The following is a 16,857-nucleotide window of genomic DNA, read 5'->3' as shown; positions in this document are numbered from 1 at the left end:
CTGCGGTTTAGGGAAAACTAGTGAGATGAAAATTCATGTAGAACCTGTCACGATTGCCATGGCGACACCATTTCGCATCTCTCGCGGCAGTCGGACAGAGTGCCACGTAGTCCGCGTGACAATTGAACATCGAGGCATGACCGCCCAAGGTGAATGCACGCCATACCCTCGTTATGGTGAATCGGTTGAATCGGTGATTAAGGCGATTTCTCACGCCGCGCATGAACTGCAAAGTTTGTATGCCAAAGGCGAAGCTGATGTCATGGTTCTCAAAAGCCAGCTTCAATCGTTATTACCCGCAGGGGCGGCAAGAAATGCATTGGATTGCGCCCTTTGGCATCTTCACGCGCTTTTGAGCCAAAAGCAGCAGGTTCACGACCTCTTTACTTTACCCGAGGCGATTGTGACGGCGATGACGGTTTCTATCGACAAGCCGCAAGCGATGGCAAAACAGGCACAAGCTTACCTTAGCCAAGGCGCAAAACTGCTTAAGGTAAAACTGGATGGTGAAAACGTGATTGAGCGCGTTGCAGCAGTACGCGATGCCGCGCCGCACGCACAAATTGTCTTAGATGCGAATGAAGCGTGGCAAAACCTCGACCTCGCGACGGTATTTGCTCAACTCGAACCGCTAGACATCACCATGATCGAACAACCGTTGCCACAAGACTGCGATGACGTACTCGCCAGCATTCCGCACCCCATTCCACTTTGCGCCGATGAAAGTTGTCACACCAGAGAGCAATTACATCAGCTGGTTGGAAAATATGAAATGGTGAATATTAAGCTAGATAAAACTGGCGGGCTCACTGAAGCACTATTATTAGCCGACGACGCCCAAAAACTCGGTTTTAGCCTCATGTCCGGTTGTATGTTGGGGACGTCGCTTGCGATGCGTGCTGCCTTACCCATTGCTGCTCAGGCAAGCGTTGTCGATCTTGATGGCCCGGTGTTGCTCGGACAAGATGTAACGCCAAGCTTGGTTTATCGCGACGGCGAAATCGTTCTTTCCAAATAGCCTAAACAATCCAGAGGTTTTGCTCCAAAAGTCAGAACCTCTGAGTTTATGATCTCGATTAAAAAACAATCAGCCCCATCATGAAATAAATCACATAAATTATATGGTTATTGAGGCATGCTAAGATTCCAGTAGTCCAAGAAGGTGGTCTTATGCATCGAGTCATCCGGAAAATGACATGGAAGACGAATAGGCGGTAATCCCGCCCTACTCCAATGCAGTGCGTGGGTTTCTATAACAACCCACTTCCTAGCAATTCGTAGGTTTTTCACGCCATCTTGCAAGGAGGCTCTATGCCTATCAACAAAATACGCAATATCGCTTTTGTCGGTCAAACCGGGACCGGTAAAACCACACTGATAGAAAAACTGCTCTTCACCTGCGATGCCACCCACCATTTAGGCAGCGTAGAAAAAGGCGATACTGTTACCGACTTCGACCCTCAATCCATCCAATATCAACACAGTATTGAAGCAACGCCAGTCGCACTGCGCTGGAATAAACACCGGCTCAATATCATCGACACTCCGGGACAAAACGAGTTACTTGGCCGTACTATCAGCGTTTTTCCTGCCGTTGAAACATCTGCCCTTGTCATCGACCCTCAAACCCCACTAAACCAAACTTCCGATCGCTTATTCACCTTTGCTAAAGAGCAGCAAAAATGTCAGATGATCATCATCAATAAGCTCGATAACCACGGTAATCAGTTAGAAAGATTGATGGAGAACATCGTTGAGCATTTTGGTGACCACTGCTTGCCGATCAACTTACCTTCGGCTGACGGGGAATCTGTAGTTGACTGCTATTTCGAACCAGAATTGGGACGAGAAACCTTACTTGCAACGGTAGATGAAGCTCATGAGACCTTAATTGACCAAGTCATCGAAGTCGATGAAGAACTGATGGAACTGTATCTGGAACAAGGCTCCGAACTCACCGCAGAGCAACTGCATGATCCGTTTGAAGAAGCACTGAGAACTGGACATGTGATTCCTGTCTGTTTTGTCTCAGCACAAACCGGTGCGGGCGTCGAGCTGCTGCTACGCACCTTGGCGGAGATCATGCCCATGCCAAACGAGGGTAACCCTCCTCAACTGGAAAAGAACGGCAAAAAAATCAAAGTAAATTGCGAAACCTTAGAGCACACCGTCGCACACGTGTACAAAGTCAGCGTCGACCCATATATGGGAAAACTTGCCTACTTACGTGTATATCAGGGTGAAATCAATGCGGGCAGCCAGCTTTATATTGGCGAAAGCAACAAGGCATTCAAGGTTGGGCACTTATATCAACTGCAGGGCAAAGATAGAACCGAGATCCCTCGCGCGCTTACAGGCGACTTCTGCGTTTTAGCCAAAGTGGATGATCTCGAATTCGATTCAATCGTTCATGACTCTCACGAAGAAGATGGAGTTCAACTCAAAACGTTGGACCTTCCTGACTCCATGTATTCTTTGTGCTTGAAGCCTCTTAAGCGTGGAGATGAGCAAAAATTAGGAGATGTGCTGAATAAAATTGCCAGTGAAGACCCTTCTCTGCGCATCGAACATCGCGCTCGCACCAACGAAACCATCATCAGCGGCCAAGGGGAGTTTCACCTCAAAGTCGCATTAGAAAAGATGGCGAACGTGTACAAACTGGACGTCGAAACCTGCCAACCAAGCGTCGAATACTTTGAAACCATCACCAAACCTGCCGAAGGGCATTATCGACACAAAAAACAAAGTGGCGGTGCAGGCCAGTTTGGTGAAGTGCAATTGAAGGTTCGTCCACTCGAACGTGGTGCCGGATTTAAGTTCATCAACAAAGTAGTGGGTGGCGCCATTCCAACCGCGCTCATTCCTGCTGTTGAAAAAGGTATTTTGCAAGCGTTAGAGGAAGGCGCGATTTCTGGCAACCCAATTAAGGATGTGGAAGTCACCGTTTATGACGGTAAATATCACTCCGTCGATTCGAAAGAAATTGCGTTTGTCATCGCAGGTAAGAAAGCCTTTTTAGATGCGATTAACAACGCAGATCCTATTGTGCTAGAACCCATTGTCCAGATGGAACTGCACATCCCAACCGCGAACGTTGGCGATGTTTCTGGAGATTTATCTGGAAACCGAGGCTTAATCGAAGGCACCGAGCCAATCGACAGCAGCTTCACCTTACTCAGAGCCAAGTCACCTGTAAACGAGCTGCAAGATTACGCTCGTCGATTACGCTCTATCACTGGTGGTGAAGGCAGCTTTAGTATGACCTTAAGCCATTACGAGCCTGCGCCACCAGCAGTGCAAAAACAGGTCTGCCAAGGCAGTACACAACAAGGTTAATTCCCTAAGATTCAAATCAATCACATAAACAAAAAAGCGCCCTCATTTTGAGGGCGCTTTTAGGTAAAAGAAAAATTATTTATCGAGAGACAAACCTATCTGACTGATTTTGCTTTCAAACTCTTCGATGCTGTTCGCTTTGTAAGTCGGAGCACCGTTAAAGTAGCGCGGTTTCTCTGGCAGCATCGCATTTTTCAGCTCTTGTTCTTGGTCGATATTGTCATGGTAAACCGTTACACGATTTGGAATATCCTGCTTCATTACAGCCATTTTGGTTCTCCTTTATTAAGACGAATAGTAAGCGTAGAACGAATTTATCGGAGTACAGGCGTAACTGTGTAAAATTTAGACACCAACGACAAAATCATATTTAAACAGTTGCATTTAATATTTTTGAGGCACTTTGTCGTGGCTATTGGCAAACGTGAGTGCAGCGATTAAGGTGAGCTCTCTCTACATGAAGACAGGAAGTCCGGTGTCGCAACAAGAACTCAACCAAATGGGCAGTGCCAAAGTTTTTCTCATCGAAAAAGATGGCGTCCAAGTAATAGAAAAACGTAACCCTACTCAAATAGAAGTGGCGTTTTATCAACGCTATGCCGAGCAGTTTAACGCGCTTGGAATACACGTACCGCGCTTGATTCAACTCGACGACCAGAAAAACGTTCTGTACGTTGAATACGTTCCCCACGCAGTCGAGCAAGCATTCTTACTTGAAGATGATCGAGTCATTGAACAACTCGTCAAACTGCACCGACTTCCACCAACATCAGATGGTGTTTATCACCGCCACCAGTGGACACCACAAGCGACTCAACAAGCACTCGCAACACTTAAACTGGGCTCAGAGACAGAACAGTTCTTCCACCAGCTACAACAACGATCGGCGCACCTTTTCGATGGGCAGAACTTGATCTCCGGAGACACCAATGCAGGAAACTGGGGACAGCGCCAAAATGGCGAGCTGGTGCTGTTCGACTGGGAGCGCTTTTCTACAGGGCATGTCGCGATAGATTTAGCGCCGCTCATCGAGGGCATGGGCACATTTGATGATTACTTGAACGTAGCAGACAAATATATAAAGTGCGCAGAGAAAGGTGAAACAACAGAATTGGCGCGCGATATCGGACTAGCAAAAGCGTGGATCGTTGTCGAGGTAGTCAACATACTGGTCTCCAGAGAGAATCCGCAGACCAGCAAGTATTTGGACTGGTTTCGGCAAACCTTGCCGCAATGGGCCAAAAGCCTTAGCGCTCAGGTGATGAGTTAGGCTCTGAGATTTGATATAAACGCCTTTCAGGTTCTGCGCATGAGGTTTCGCAGTTGCATACTTTATCAACACCGACGTTGTTTAAACCGCCGCAACTTCCTTGAATGCGCTTGTTGTGAAAAATGACGCCAAGTGACATCAACAAAATGATTGCGAGAAAACCAAGAAAGGTAAATAACCAAACCATATTAACCTGCCTTATTAGCCATCGACTCTAGCTTAAGTATAGCAGGGCTAGATGTTGCTTTGAGTAGCGCCTTAGGTCTTGCCAACAAGGAGGGTTTTGATTTTTGGCCACCACAACCACAGGAGCCGCAGCCGCCTTTTTGTTTGTGAACACTTTTCTTATGATTGTTTGATGGGCGTCCTTGAGAGGGCTCAATCAAAGGCTCTCTTGGAACCGCAAGCACATCTTCCAAGGAACTACGAGTAGACAGCCTAAATACTGGCGTGCCACTGCTAAGTAGCTTTGCCAATACACGTTCACCGATATTTCGCACAAGAACAGCATCCACATTGTACCCTTGTAGAGACTGAATCAACTGAGACTTCGCATTACAACCCGCTTGTGGCATAGAAGCTATGTTCGCTAAGTTTTTTAGCATACCGTCAGTATCAGAATAAATAGCAATGTATGGTGCTTTTACAAAGTGGTTTGCCACCCGCTCACCATCATTAGGAATAGCATAAATCATAAGTTTGACTCCTCATTCGGAAAAACTAATGCATGACCTTCAACTAAACTTTTTGCGACTTTCAATCTTGCACTTTTTACTGTGTTACCAAAAGTTTGTCTAGAAACGCCCATCTGCTCCGCAGCTTGCTGCTGGCTAAGCCCCTCTAAGTCGGCTAAACGTAGCGCTTCTAACTCTTCTGGTAATATGGCGACTTGCTCCAACTGATTAAATGGAATGCCATTGGGCTTAAAGCAATGGTGAGCCGCACGTCCGCATATTCGTCTTTCTATCTTTGGTCTTGCCATCATTGTCCCTCAAAAACACAGAGTCAAATTACGCCTTAAACTGGCATATGCCAATAACATTTTTAGCATATGCCAATAAACTAAGTTTGCAAAAATCAACACGACAAATACGTAATACATCAGCATTAATTAGACATCTAATAATTTAGGGATTTTGATGACAAACGAACAAAAAGATCAATTCTAATTAACCGGATAATAAAAACGTTAGTTTGCGCAGATTTTTCATACAAATACACGCTAATGTGTTCATTTTATTGAAGAAGAAAAACTATAATCCAAGCAAATCATTAGTTTGAACACTAATGATTGTTTTATTTAAAAGGATGTATACCTAAGAAACGAAAAAGAGAAGTTTGACGACATTGGCCTGAGCTTAAAGGGTAATACTTTCGATACAGAACCTGTCGAACGAACATTACTTGGCCTAGGTGCCCTACTCTTCTTGCCAAATTAAGTTTCTTGAGAGCGCTTAGGTATATCAGAAAAAGGAAGTACATATGTCTGACTCAAATTGGCTCAGCGAATTCCCGGAAATGGATGCCTCTGATCTCAGGGCGATTCGCAAAACACTCGACGGCGCCTATAGAGATTTCTCTCGCGAGTATGGTGAACTCATTGAGTCTCTGTTTGATCCGCTCCTTGCGTTTCTTGTCTGGTTTGAAAAACTTCTGATTTCTACACCTTGGTTCATTATTTTAGGTGTCTGCACCACTCTCGTTTATGCCGCCAGCCGCTCTTGGAAACTGGCCGCTGCATGTTTTGGTTCGCTGATTCTGATTGGCTATTTTGGAATGTGGGAAGACACTATGCGCACGCTCAGTATCATCACTGTATGTACTATGCTTGCCATCGCACTTGGTATCCCTATCGGCATCGCTATGGCGCGCTCTAATCGCATTCAGTCGGTGGTAACACCATTACTCGACGTCATGCAAACCATGCCGGCATTTGTGTATCTCATTCCAGTTGTGATGTTATTGGGCATCGGGAAAATTCCTGGCCTTATCGCAGTAGTGATCTACGCGATTCCACCGGTTATTCGTTTAACCAATTTGGGCATTCGTCTAGTTGATAAAGAAGTATTGGAAGCCGCAACCGCATTTGGTGCCAGCACTCGGCAACGGCTTTTTGGGGTTCAGCTTCCGCTTGCAATGCCAACCATCATGGCGGGAATTAACCAAACGATCATGATGGCACTGTCAATGGTGGTCATCGCATCAATGATTGGGGTAAAAGGTTTAGGTCAGCCTGTTCTAAAGTCTATTACCAATCAATATTTCACTCTTGGTCTTCTCAATGGTTTAGCAATTGTCGCCCTAGCAATCCTTTTTGATCGTGCTTCACAAGCGTATGCGAAACGCACTCAAGCTCATTTAGGAGACTCAAAACATGACTAGTCCACTTATCGAAATCAGCGGTCTGTATAAAATCTTCGGCCCCAAGCCCAATAGCGTGATTGAGCGCGTTAAGTTGGGACATAGTAAAGAGCAGGTTTTAGCGGAAACGGGCCATACGGTCGGACTAAAAGACATCAACCTGCAAATTCAAAAGGGTGAAATTTTTGTCATTATGGGATTATCCGGTTCTGGAAAATCCACCATGATTCGCCACTTCAACCGATTAATCGATCCAACCATGGGGCAGATTTTGGTAGAAGGGGTGGATGTCATGCAACTTTCTAACAAAGAGCTTGAACAGTTTCGCCGTCACAAGATGTCTATGGTGTTCCAACGCTTTGGCTTGCTGCCTCATCGCACTGTTATCGACAACATCGCATATGGTTTAGAAGTTCAGGGAATAAATAAAGAGGCGCGCTTAGAAAAAGCAAATGAATGGTTAGAAACCGTTGGACTGACGGGTTATGAGCACCAGTATCCTGCTCAACTATCGGGTGGACAGCAACAGCGTGTGGGCCTTGCACGGGCACTGGCTACCGACGCCGAAATACTGTTGATGGACGAGGCTTTCTCAGCATTGGACCCTCTGATTCGGAGCGAAATGCAAGATCAGTTGGTAGAGCTGCAACAGAAGCTGCACAAAACCATTATTTTCATTACTCATGATTTAGATGAAGCGCTTCGACTTGGCGATCGCATCGCGATACTTAAAGACGGTGAACTTGTCCAACAAGGTTCACCGGACGAAATCTTACTGCATCCTGCCGATGAGTACGTTGAAGCCTTTGTAAAAGACGTCAATAGAGCGCGAGCACTGACGGTCGAAACGCTGATGCAGCCACCTTCGTACTGTGTTCGCGCTGAAACCATTGAAGATGCGCTGAGTGAAATGAAACGTGTTAAACGTGATTATGCCTACCATGAGACCAATGCAGGCTATCAAGGCGTGATAACACAGCAAGGATTGCTAAACGCAGCGAAGTTAACTCACCTATCAGATTGGCGTGATGATATCTATGAAGAGGTGCCTATCATCTCTCCACATTTAGCCATTGAGCAAGTGCTGACTGAAGTCATGTCGTGTGAATATTCACTGCCCGTCATCGATAAGCACGGCAATTTGAAAGGCGAATTAAATCGTCAGGTTATTGCGGAGCTGTTTTCTGATCAACGAAGCACAAAACGAGGCACTTCACGCTCAAGCTTCAATAACGTTTCTTAGATGATGTTGATAATACAACTCACAATAATGTGGGCTGTTATCAATTAACTCGCTCCCAATCCCCTTTTAGATATTTGTCTGTGGGCTCAAGCTTGATACCCAAAGCAACATTTACATTGTTCTGATTTTCCTGACAATTTCATGCTCATATCCGGTTTTATTGACATAGTCAGATCATTCTATTGCTTTTTGATGACGCAAATCCTCGATAAATGTCTACTATTACTCTCATACAAAATCTTGATTTAAAGAGGGATAAAATGAAAAAGACAATGTTGGCACTAACAGGCGCGGTAATCATTCTTGCAGGCTGTCAAGATGAGAAACCAGCCGAAACAAGCGCAGTTGAAGTACCTCAGGCAACGGAAACTGAAGTCACCACCAGTGCAGACGTTACGACTGAGACAATTGACACGTTACCAGTAGAAGAAGAACAGGTAATTACTGAAGAGACATTTGTAGACTCTGAACACAACGCACAAAGTGCTCTGGACTGGAACGGCACCTACAAAGGAACACTACCTTGCGCGGATTGTGCTGGTATCGATATGACCATCACACTAAATCAAGATGGCACTTACGTACTTGAAGAAAGCTACCAAGACAAAGAAGACGGTCAATCAAAATCTGAAGGTCAATTCACTTGGGACGCAAATGGCAGCATCGTAACGTTGACAAATGAAGATGCACCAAACCAATACTTTGTTGGTGAAAACGTACTTATGAAGCTAGACATGAATGGCGAAAAAGTAACGGGTGACCTAGCACCACTATACAACTTAACGAAACAGTAAGAAGTTAGTATCAATACCTGATAAATACCTCAAATCCGAGCCACCCCAGCTCGGATTTTTCGTTATTTTAACGAAAACTATTCCAGCAACCTTTCTATTCTGAAGCAACATTCTGCTTCTTACCCTGATTGTTCATTACATTTCCATACGCTTTGCCGATAGATGCTTACAACGTCATTTTGTACAGTGTTCAAAACAAAACAGAACAACTCGGAAAAATGATGAAAAAAACATTAATTGCACTACTTACTCTGACAGCTGCTGGCTCAGCTTTCGCTGGCGATACTTACATTCGTAACGGTAACATCTACAACAACGAAGGCGGTTGGAACGTAGAAGCTGGTGTGGCTCAAGGCAGCGATCTTTTCAAAGATCAAAAGCATAATACAGCACCAATTCTCAACGGTGGTTACCATGGTGACGACTTTAATGCCGACCTAAGTGGCATTAACTACCGCTTCTTCGGTAACACCAATGAGTTAATCAACATGAGTGCCTACCTTGTAGGTAGCGGTGTAATGCGCGACGGTGATACAGCGAAAAGCCTGAAAGGCACAGATAAACGCCGCTTCGCCGTCGATCTAGGTTTAAACGCAGACTTTACACTGGATCAAAACAACGTCATTTCTACGTACCTTCAGCACGATATCAGTGGTGCTTACAAAGGTTACTTAGCGGGTGCGACTTACTTCCACATCATGAAATTCGGTAGTGTTGATTTTGTTCCTTTTGCTAACCTAACTTATCAAAGTGAAGACTACGTAGATTACTACTTTGGTGTAAAACAACGCGAAGCAAACGCAAACCGCAAAGCATACAAAGGTGATTCAACGGTAAGCTATGGTGTGGGCTACAAACTTGTTATGCCAATCAACGACAACTGGCAAGTAAGCCAAATGACACAATACACGCGCCTAGGCAGCGGTATCAGCGACTCTTCTATCGTTGATAGTGCAAACCAATGGGTTGTTGGCGCAAGTGTGTCGTACAACTTCTAATCCGACACGCCCTTATAAAGCCATCATTTCGATGGCTTTATGCGTTGGACATTTGCATCATATTGCACACAGACGTTAGTGTGAATGAGCAATCCATAACCTATGTAAATCGCTATAGCCTGTATTCTTCACCTGCACACCTCGCACTTGCTGTGTTTTTGTCACTTCTTCGTAGCCAACAAACAAAGGCAAATATAGGTACTGATCGCGCAGCGCTTTCTCTAGGTTTAATAAAGACTGTAGCGAGTGATCATCTGCCATCGCCCTGCGAACCTTTTCTCTATGGCTTAGCATCTGGCTTTGATCAAAACTAAAACGCAGTCCAGTTGCTATCGACAGCCATTCGAAGATGCCATATTCAAATGGTGCTTCCATGACTTCCTCAATGAAGAGCAAGTCTGCTTGGTGAGACACTACCTCAGGAAAACTAATGTCATCAATAACAATGAGCTCCAACTCCAATCCCGTTGCACGAATCACACTGTGCAACCATTCGGAATGACGAATTAAACTCGGAATCGTCCAGACAGGTTCAGCTAATACCACTTTACCTTTCAGTTTAGGTATCACACCACCATCTGTTATTGATAAATCTTGCTCATGAGTCTCTAACTGAATGCTGTCAACGGCACTTGGCGCATCATAAATTCGCTTTTGCACATGGATGTAATCAGCAAGTTGATACCAAGTCTCTTTTGTGAGTTGGGATTCCACGCGTTCGCGGTAGGTCAGATATGAAAATGCGCTAATTTTTTCCACTTCAACGTGATCGGAGCTTTGGTTAAAGCTCAACATATTTAAGGTTTTAACATCACCATGAGACAGCGTTATTTGATCTAACAATGCGCGTGCTGAAAAATACTCTTTGTGTGCTTCAAGAGTCATACTCTCCTGGTTCCAGCCGCTAATTTTAAATGGCCCAGTCCCGATGTGGTAGGAATAACTAGAACCGAAAGAGACGACATCTCGACATAGAATAGACGCATGAGGAGTTGCTAGCATGTATGGAAACAACTTGTTCGGATACTTCAATATAATTTTTAAGCAGTTAGATGTTTCTGCAACCACGCTATCAATACACTGCCAGAGCTCGTGAACTGGTCCTTTTATCTCCCTAAGTCTTTCTATACTCCAAACCACATCCTGTATGTTAAGGGGCTCGCCATCATGGCGATATATGCCTGGCCGCAACCATAACGTCATTACCTTGCCTTCCATTTTCCATTCGTGTGCTAACGATGGCTCGATACCACCATTGGAATTTTGGGTCAGCAATACGTCATAAACGCTTTTCGCGACGTGTAATTCAGTGTGACGGTAAGTATTCGCAGGGTCGATTTTGGATACCCAAGGGTAAGAAGAAATCAAAATAGCGTTATTTGATTCATTCAATCGATTCACTTTTTCAGAAGCGATAGTTAGTGCTCTAACCGCGGTTTGACCGAACCAATCAATAAGTTTCGTTATTGAGTTCATTCTTCCTCTGCCAAGCTCCTCAACCAAAAACTCGGTCATCGCTTGTTGGAGGGAAATATTAATACTGAGACGGCTAGCGTTACTTCGGCCAATCGCAGGTTGCCAATCGACCCAATCGTAAGTGGCAAGCTTTTTCATCACAATAGAAACATTGCGCCTCGACGTGCAAATCACCGCTTCTAGCTCAGAAAGCGTAACAAGGTGATACTGGTGAGGTTCAAAGTGCTTTAACAGTAGATCCAGATACCTAAGATTGACATCGTTCACAAAGATTCCTAAGAGTTATTCCAAAGCAAAAAAATAGCACAGGACGCTTAGCAACTAAACTTCCTGTGCTATATCTAAACAAATTCAAAGCTTGGACTCAGCTCGACCAACAGAAGTCAAAAACGTTTACTAAGCCAAGAGGTAACTTGAATAAGTATTCTTAGAAACGGTAGCTCATACCTACAGAGAATACATTGATGTCTGCATCAACCGTTACTTTTTCATTGCCAAATTTCGCAATGTCTAGCTCAGGCATCATGTATTCCCATTCAACTTGTAGAGCAAAGTTTTCAGTAATAGCGAACTCTGCGCCTAAACCGTACATGCCTGTTACAGTGCTGTCAGAAATGGTGGTATGGCCTGCGCTACCGTCAATCACAGAGTTGCTAATTTTGAATTCAGCATTGAAGTAAGAAAGACCAGCTTTAGCAAAAAGGTTGAAACGATCGCCAATCGGTAGAGTCGCTTTTGGCTGAATCGATAGATACTTCATATCACCAACAGTAACAACTTTGCCGTCTAAAGCATCGTAGCCACCAATGGCTGCTTCTAGAGAAATGTATTCGTTGAATTTGTAACCACCGAATACTTTGCCTGAAAGGCTTGAGTCATCTTCAAGTTTAAGTTTAGTGCTAGCGTTAGTACCACCACCATTGATAGAGCCATTAACATCACCAAACGATGCTTGACCTACAGATGCACCAACGTAAGGAGCTGCGTTTGCAACAGAACATGTTGCTAGAAGGGCTGTCATTAGCCATGTTTTTTTAAACATTGTATTTCACTGCCTGTTAATTATTGAGGTTGTGTTTTGCCCATCCTTAAGCATGCCATGCTATCCATTTCACTTGGTTTCAAAACCAAGTGGATGTTAATGAATAAAAACTCAATAAAACATGAAATATTTAGACACAACTTTGCCACTTTCTTTCTTAATTTTGACAATTTAGTCATTTCACAAGCATTGCTGCTTCAACCAGTTAGTGAGCTTGATGATTTCCGCTTGCTTGGCTCGACTCTTTTTATGAATAAAATAAAAGCTGTCGCCGGTTTCCAATCCATGCGAAGGGATATACACCAAATCGTGCGCTTTATCTCTTTCATTAAGCATAAAATCATTCGCAAATGCGATGCCTTGGTCATAACGCGCCGCCTCTATTGCCAACAACATATGACTAAAATGTTGAACATCGACATCTTTCGGCAAGGTGTAACCGCCCGCTCTGCACCACTCAGCCCAGTCTTTTCCTCTCTCACGATAAATTGAGTCTGTCGACAAAATAGGGTATCGCCAAAGCGCTTCTGGAATCGGTTGATCTTGCAACTCTTTCCAAATTTTATGGCTGCAGACCGGATACAGCGTCTCCGCGTATAACTTTACCGACATGTAGTTTCGCTTTGGCTTTTCTACCGTGATAAAACAATCGCCAACGCTGTCTGTCTGTTCAGGATCACCAACGACCATATTGAGTGTCAGATCGATTTCTGGATGTAAGCGCTTAAAATCAGACAAACGAGGAATAAGCCACTTTACGGCAAGCGAGCTATAAATCGCCAACCGTATGCTGCCTTTGTCCCCTTCTCGCACCTTTTGGCTGGCCATCGCAATTGAGCTAATTGCTGGGCTAATATCCTCTAAATAGCGGGTGCCCGTATCGGACAAAGAGAGCTTTCTGCCTTGACGGATAAATAATGATTCACCCAAATAATCTTCTAATAGTCGTATCTGGTGACTAACGGCACTTTGCGTCACATTGAGTTCTTCAGCAGCAAGCGAAAAGCTAGAGTTTCTGGCAACAGATTCAAAACAGTGAACCGCTCTGAGTGGTGGCAATTTCATTATCTAAAAATCTCATACTTAAACTAATAAATATCACTTCACTTCATCCTATGACATCACCTACTCTTTGGCAAAGAAAGAGGAGAGGAAAAAGTGAAAGTTACATCGGTCGGAGCAGCGATGCTGCTATTAATTGTTGGAAATCTCATTGCGGTGCTTTCGGACTCTTTAATTAAAAGTGTCGGAAATGAAGTGCCTATTTTTCAATTTGTCTTTTTCCGACAAATTTCAGCGGTGCTTTTCCTGCTGCCAGTCTACTTGCTAACAAAAAATGCGCCTTTTCTTGAAGGGTTTAAGTGGCATGCTGTTCGCGCTCACGTATGGTTACTTGGTGCAATATTCATGGTTTTGGCGATCTCATCTTTACCGCTCGCAACTGCGAACGCGATCTTTTACGCCGCGCCATTGATCATGTTGCCGCTTGCAGCAATCTTTTTTGGCGAACAGCTATCTAAACAATCGGTCGCCGCAGCGATAATGGGCTTTGCCGGTGTATTGGTCATCATTCGTCCAGACCAAATCGATTGGGCAGCGATTTCAGCTTTAGTTGTTGCAATTACTTTAGCAATCAATAACTTGCTCATTCGAAAACTGCCAAAAAATCAGTCTGTGATGCAAACATTATTGATGACAAACTTGGCAGGTATTCCAGTAGCCTTCTTGCTTGTTCTGATCGAAGCAGAACCTTGGGACTGGAGTGCTTTCCCTGTTGCTGCTGGCTCAAGTCTGTTCATCATGATTTATGCAGCAACATGTGTCATCGCTTACCGCTCGATCGATAGCAACAAAATTGCCAGCGCTGAATACAGTGGCTTAATTGGTGCCGTGTTTGTGGGATTGATTTGGTTTGGAGAAGTGCCAGATATATTTATGGCAATAGGAACCATTATGATTGTTGTGCCTCTGGTTTGGCTTTCTAAACGAGAACGTCGTAAGAAAAAGTTGCAAGAGCAACAAGAAGCGCACGTTACTTAAAGTTGTGCTCTAACCCAAAGACTAAAAAACCGAGCCGTAAGTGCTCGGTTTTTTTATGTGGCTCTAATCGGTTTTTACGTAAGCGACTACGTGAGATAAAAACTGCCTTGCAAAGCGATCATTAAACCGGATGCGATATTCATGCTCGGCTTCCGACACTAGACGCCAGCCTTCAGCAAAGTATTCTTTGATATCATCAACCGCCTCTTCTTTATTTTTGATGTGTTTCGCGTTCCACTGATAAGTGCAAGAGACAACGATCAGCCCACCCACCTTGGTGGTTTTTTTTAGAGCATTGATCACGCTAAGTGGCGACTCACATTGATCAATCACATTTAAACATACGACTAAATCAAAGCGAGATTGGAGAGTATCGAGCTCAAAAGGCTGGTTAATTAGCGTCAAATCAACATGAGCACATTTCTGTACGATATCTCTATTCTCTACCTCTAAAGTGTTTAAGGTGTTCACATCGTGAAGGTAAGTAAGCTCGACGCGTTGTTCTTCTATTAATAGTTGCTTCAAGCCATCCATTAACCTATTTGAAGGCTCCACAAGCGTCGCTTCTTTAAGGTTAGGTAAGCGTTGCACTAACTCATAATAATTTCTTCCCAGCGCCGCCCCAACCTCAAGTAGGGAATACGGCTGAACGCTGCTTTCGATTACCGCCTGCGCAATAAAATCAGCAACTTGGGAGCAGTGAGGTGATGACAAAAAAGAAAGTGGGACTTGTTTTGAGCGACTGGTTATCATCTCAATCTGTTGCTCCTCAATGAACTTGTCGAACCATTGCGCCTCGAAATAACCAGCCAAACCGTGCTCGGTCAGGTAAAAATCTTCCATGTTTTTTCCGTTCGTACTTTAAGAAAAGTGATTGTATCGAACGCGGAAATTAACGGGTATTTCTGGCCGCACATTCCAATGGGAAAACAGATGAAAACGCCGCTTATGTGAAAAAGCCCTTTCATCTCAAAGATAAAAGGGCTTGTTAATCGCTTCGGTTAAGTCGCTAACTATTGTGGTAGAACAACGTTACCATCTTGAATTGGGAACGTTTTTGTCGCTGGCTTGCTCGCCAAACGAACCGTCGTTGGTGCACCTGAAACTTCGTAAGTGACGTCGTAACCCACTACTTTATCAGATGTCGTATATTCTGTATGACACTGTTTTTTCGTCGTTGTTACTACATCACCTTTTTGCACATTTTCCTGGATCTTACGACCTGTCAGTGCACCAGCAATCGTACCAGCTGCAGTTGCAATCACTTTACCTGAGCCACCACCGATTTGGTTGCCCAGCGCAGCTCCAGCTGCTGCGCCACCAACCGTACCAATAATTTTATTGTCATCCGCAGGGGCAACTTGCTCGGTTACTACCACATCTTTACATACTTGGTGCGGCTTTTTCACCGTTTCAGTCACCGCTTCAACCAAAGTAATGTTTGCTTGAGTTGGAGCTGGTGGCGTTTTGTCTTTACAGCCTGCTAGTACAGCAACAACTGCCGTTGCAATTGCGATAGATTTCATATTCATGATTTACATCCCAGTATGGTTTGCTTTGATGAGCGTTATGGTAAATCGCAAAAGGGAAATCACATCAGACGAAAACAAACCCTCTGTTATTAACAAGTAAAGAAACACTGTTTTATAAGAGATACGTCAAGAAACACTCAGCAGAATGTCAACAGAGCTAAAACTGTATCACTACTGATTATGATTGGACTGGACTAGTCTATGAGATTTATTTTTAAGCCAAGCTCAAAAATAGTTCGTCATCCGTTAAATACTTATGACGGTGGCTTAGATTACGCACGTGCATAAACATAAAATCAGGGAAACCAGGCGCTATAATGTTATTTGGTTCCCAGCATACACCGCCAACAAACACATATCGCCCCTGCTTGCCATCTTCGTGAAGGGGGTTATTAAGAGGAGAAGAAAACTCTGCTCGGCAACCTTCAACCACACAAACAATTTGTCCTTTAAAAAGGCCAATCACGCGCTTTACAAGATTTGCCTTGATACCACACTTCCATGCTTGGCGAGTGGCCATCTCATAGCCATATTTTCGGATCGCTTTCTTTTGCAAATGTACTACTAGGTTCATTTTGACTCCTGATTCAAGCAACTACGTGAAGCCCAAAGTCATAAAAGCAGATAGACGTCTATACCCGAGTGAGCTCATGGTACGTGGGAATAAACTACGTGATTAGACTGAGTTTAGTGTCGGATGAGATACACCGTCCACGATGCTGTAACGTATCGATTTACACCAATCAAAGGCAGATAACACATCAA

18 protein-coding genes are annotated in these 16,857 nt (G+C 44.2%); 8 read left to right on the top strand and 10 right to left on the bottom strand.

Annotated elements, in window-relative coordinates; genetic code table 11:
• Positions 1 to 25: 25 nt before the first annotated feature.
• Both dgcA and fusA read left to right on the top strand, forming a co-directional pair.
• A complete protein-coding gene (gene dgcA, locus IJ23_RS11325; RefSeq protein WP_033906306.1) occupies positions 26 to 1,018 on the top strand; it encodes an N-acetyl-D-Glu racemase DgcA in 993 nt (330 codons plus the stop codon).
• A 293-nt stretch (positions 1,019 to 1,311) separates the two neighbouring features.
• Positions 1,312 to 3,336 carry an elongation factor G gene (fusA, locus tag IJ23_RS11320; protein ID WP_033906305.1) on the top strand — a complete coding sequence of 675 codons (2,025 nt, stop codon included), beginning with the start codon at positions 1,312 to 1,314 and terminating at the stop codon, positions 3,334 to 3,336.
• A gap of 75 nt (positions 3,337 to 3,411) precedes the next feature.
• Here fusA and IJ23_RS11315 read toward each other — a convergent pair whose 3' ends face one another.
• Positions 3,412 to 3,606: a hypothetical protein gene (locus tag IJ23_RS11315; protein ID WP_005373920.1), complete on the bottom strand. Its 195-nt coding sequence runs from the start codon at positions 3,604 to 3,606 to the stop codon at positions 3,412 to 3,414.
• Positions 3,607 to 3,793: 187 nt separating this feature from the next.
• Here IJ23_RS11315 and IJ23_RS11310 point away from each other — a divergent pair, with 187 nt between their 5' ends.
• Positions 3,794 to 4,606: an aminoglycoside phosphotransferase family protein gene (locus IJ23_RS11310; RefSeq protein ID WP_050550085.1), complete on the top strand. Its 813-nt coding sequence runs from the start codon at positions 3,794 to 3,796 to the stop codon at positions 4,604 to 4,606.
• Here IJ23_RS11310 and nqrM read toward each other — a convergent pair.
• The 3 genes from nqrM to IJ23_RS11295 are packed head-to-tail and all read right to left on the bottom strand — an operon-like array spanning position 4,584 to position 5,588.
• Positions 4,584 to 4,793, bottom strand: a complete 210-nt coding sequence (gene nqrM / locus IJ23_RS11305; RefSeq protein WP_017635136.1) for a (Na+)-NQR maturation NqrM — start codon at positions 4,791 to 4,793, stop codon at positions 4,584 to 4,586. The genes IJ23_RS11310 and nqrM overlap by 23 nt on opposite strands.
• A gap of 1 nt (position 4,794) precedes the next feature.
• A complete protein-coding gene (locus IJ23_RS11300; protein ID WP_005387209.1) occupies positions 4,795 to 5,301 on the bottom strand; it encodes a NifB/NifX family molybdenum-iron cluster-binding protein in 507 nt (168 codons plus the stop codon).
• Positions 5,298 to 5,588 carry a DUF134 domain-containing protein gene (locus IJ23_RS11295; protein ID WP_005373924.1) on the bottom strand — a complete coding sequence of 97 codons (291 nt, stop codon included), beginning with the start codon at positions 5,586 to 5,588 and terminating at the stop codon, positions 5,298 to 5,300. Before IJ23_RS11295 ends, IJ23_RS11300 begins: the two co-directional genes overlap by 4 nt.
• A gap of 500 nt (positions 5,589 to 6,088) precedes the next feature.
• On the opposite strand from IJ23_RS11295, the gene IJ23_RS11290 reads away from it, so the two are divergent.
• From IJ23_RS11290 to ompV, 4 genes are all read left to right on the top strand, one after another.
• Positions 6,089 to 6,988 carry an ABC transporter permease gene (locus tag IJ23_RS11290; RefSeq protein WP_005373926.1) on the top strand — a complete coding sequence of 300 codons (900 nt, stop codon included), beginning with the start codon at positions 6,089 to 6,091 and terminating at the stop codon, positions 6,986 to 6,988.
• Positions 6,981 to 8,210, top strand: coding sequence for a quaternary amine ABC transporter ATP-binding protein (locus tag IJ23_RS11285; RefSeq protein ID WP_025768003.1), 1,230 nt, complete (start codon positions 6,981 to 6,983; stop codon positions 8,208 to 8,210). Before IJ23_RS11290 ends, IJ23_RS11285 begins: the two co-directional genes overlap by 8 nt.
• A gap of 260 nt (positions 8,211 to 8,470) precedes the next feature.
• Positions 8,471 to 9,004, top strand: a complete 534-nt coding sequence (locus tag IJ23_RS11280) for a copper resistance protein NlpE (protein WP_005373930.1) — start codon at positions 8,471 to 8,473, stop codon at positions 9,002 to 9,004.
• Positions 9,005 to 9,225: 221 nt separating this feature from the next.
• On the top strand, positions 9,226 to 10,002 hold the full coding sequence (ompV, locus tag IJ23_RS11275; RefSeq protein ID WP_017635134.1) for an outer membrane protein OmpV: 777 nt from the start codon (positions 9,226 to 9,228) through the stop codon (positions 10,000 to 10,002).
• A 75-nt stretch (positions 10,003 to 10,077) separates the two neighbouring features.
• On the opposite strand, the gene IJ23_RS11270 is transcribed toward ompV, so the two are convergent.
• From IJ23_RS11270 to IJ23_RS11260, 3 genes are all read right to left on the bottom strand, one after another.
• Positions 10,078 to 11,745 carry an ABC transporter substrate-binding protein gene (locus IJ23_RS11270; RefSeq protein ID WP_017635133.1) on the bottom strand — a complete coding sequence of 556 codons (1,668 nt, stop codon included), beginning with the start codon at positions 11,743 to 11,745 and terminating at the stop codon, positions 10,078 to 10,080.
• Positions 11,746 to 11,905: 160 nt separating this feature from the next.
• On the bottom strand, positions 11,906 to 12,520 hold the full coding sequence (locus IJ23_RS11265) for an outer membrane beta-barrel protein (protein ID WP_005373936.1): 615 nt from the start codon (positions 12,518 to 12,520) through the stop codon (positions 11,906 to 11,908).
• A gap of 180 nt (positions 12,521 to 12,700) precedes the next feature.
• Positions 12,701 to 13,585 carry a LysR family transcriptional regulator gene (locus tag IJ23_RS11260; protein ID WP_005387224.1) on the bottom strand — a complete coding sequence of 295 codons (885 nt, stop codon included), beginning with the start codon at positions 13,583 to 13,585 and terminating at the stop codon, positions 12,701 to 12,703.
• Positions 13,586 to 13,678: 93 nt separating this feature from the next.
• On the opposite strand from IJ23_RS11260, the gene IJ23_RS11255 reads away from it, so the two are divergent.
• Positions 13,679 to 14,560: a DMT family transporter gene (locus IJ23_RS11255; protein ID WP_005373940.1), complete on the top strand. Its 882-nt coding sequence runs from the start codon at positions 13,679 to 13,681 to the stop codon at positions 14,558 to 14,560.
• A 63-nt stretch (positions 14,561 to 14,623) separates the two neighbouring features.
• Here IJ23_RS11255 and IJ23_RS11250 read toward each other — a convergent pair whose 3' ends face one another.
• From IJ23_RS11250 to IJ23_RS11240, 3 genes are all read right to left on the bottom strand, one after another.
• Positions 14,624 to 15,403: a methyltransferase domain-containing protein gene (locus IJ23_RS11250; RefSeq protein ID WP_033906303.1), complete on the bottom strand. Its 780-nt coding sequence runs from the start codon at positions 15,401 to 15,403 to the stop codon at positions 14,624 to 14,626.
• Between the two features lie 170 nt (positions 15,404 to 15,573).
• Positions 15,574 to 16,092, bottom strand: a complete 519-nt coding sequence (locus tag IJ23_RS11245) for a glycine zipper 2TM domain-containing protein (protein WP_005373945.1) — start codon at positions 16,090 to 16,092, stop codon at positions 15,574 to 15,576.
• 214 nt (positions 16,093 to 16,306) lie between these two features.
• On the bottom strand, positions 16,307 to 16,666 hold the full coding sequence (locus tag IJ23_RS11240) for a hypothetical protein (protein ID WP_033906302.1): 360 nt from the start codon (positions 16,664 to 16,666) through the stop codon (positions 16,307 to 16,309).
• Positions 16,667 to 16,857: the final 191 nt, after the last annotated feature.

It is taken from the genome of Vibrio sp. OY15 (assembly GCF_000742455.1).
GTDB lineage: Bacteria > Pseudomonadota > Gammaproteobacteria > Enterobacterales > Vibrionaceae > Vibrio > Vibrio alginolyticus.
This window is presented reverse-complemented; position numbering and strand designations above follow the sequence as displayed.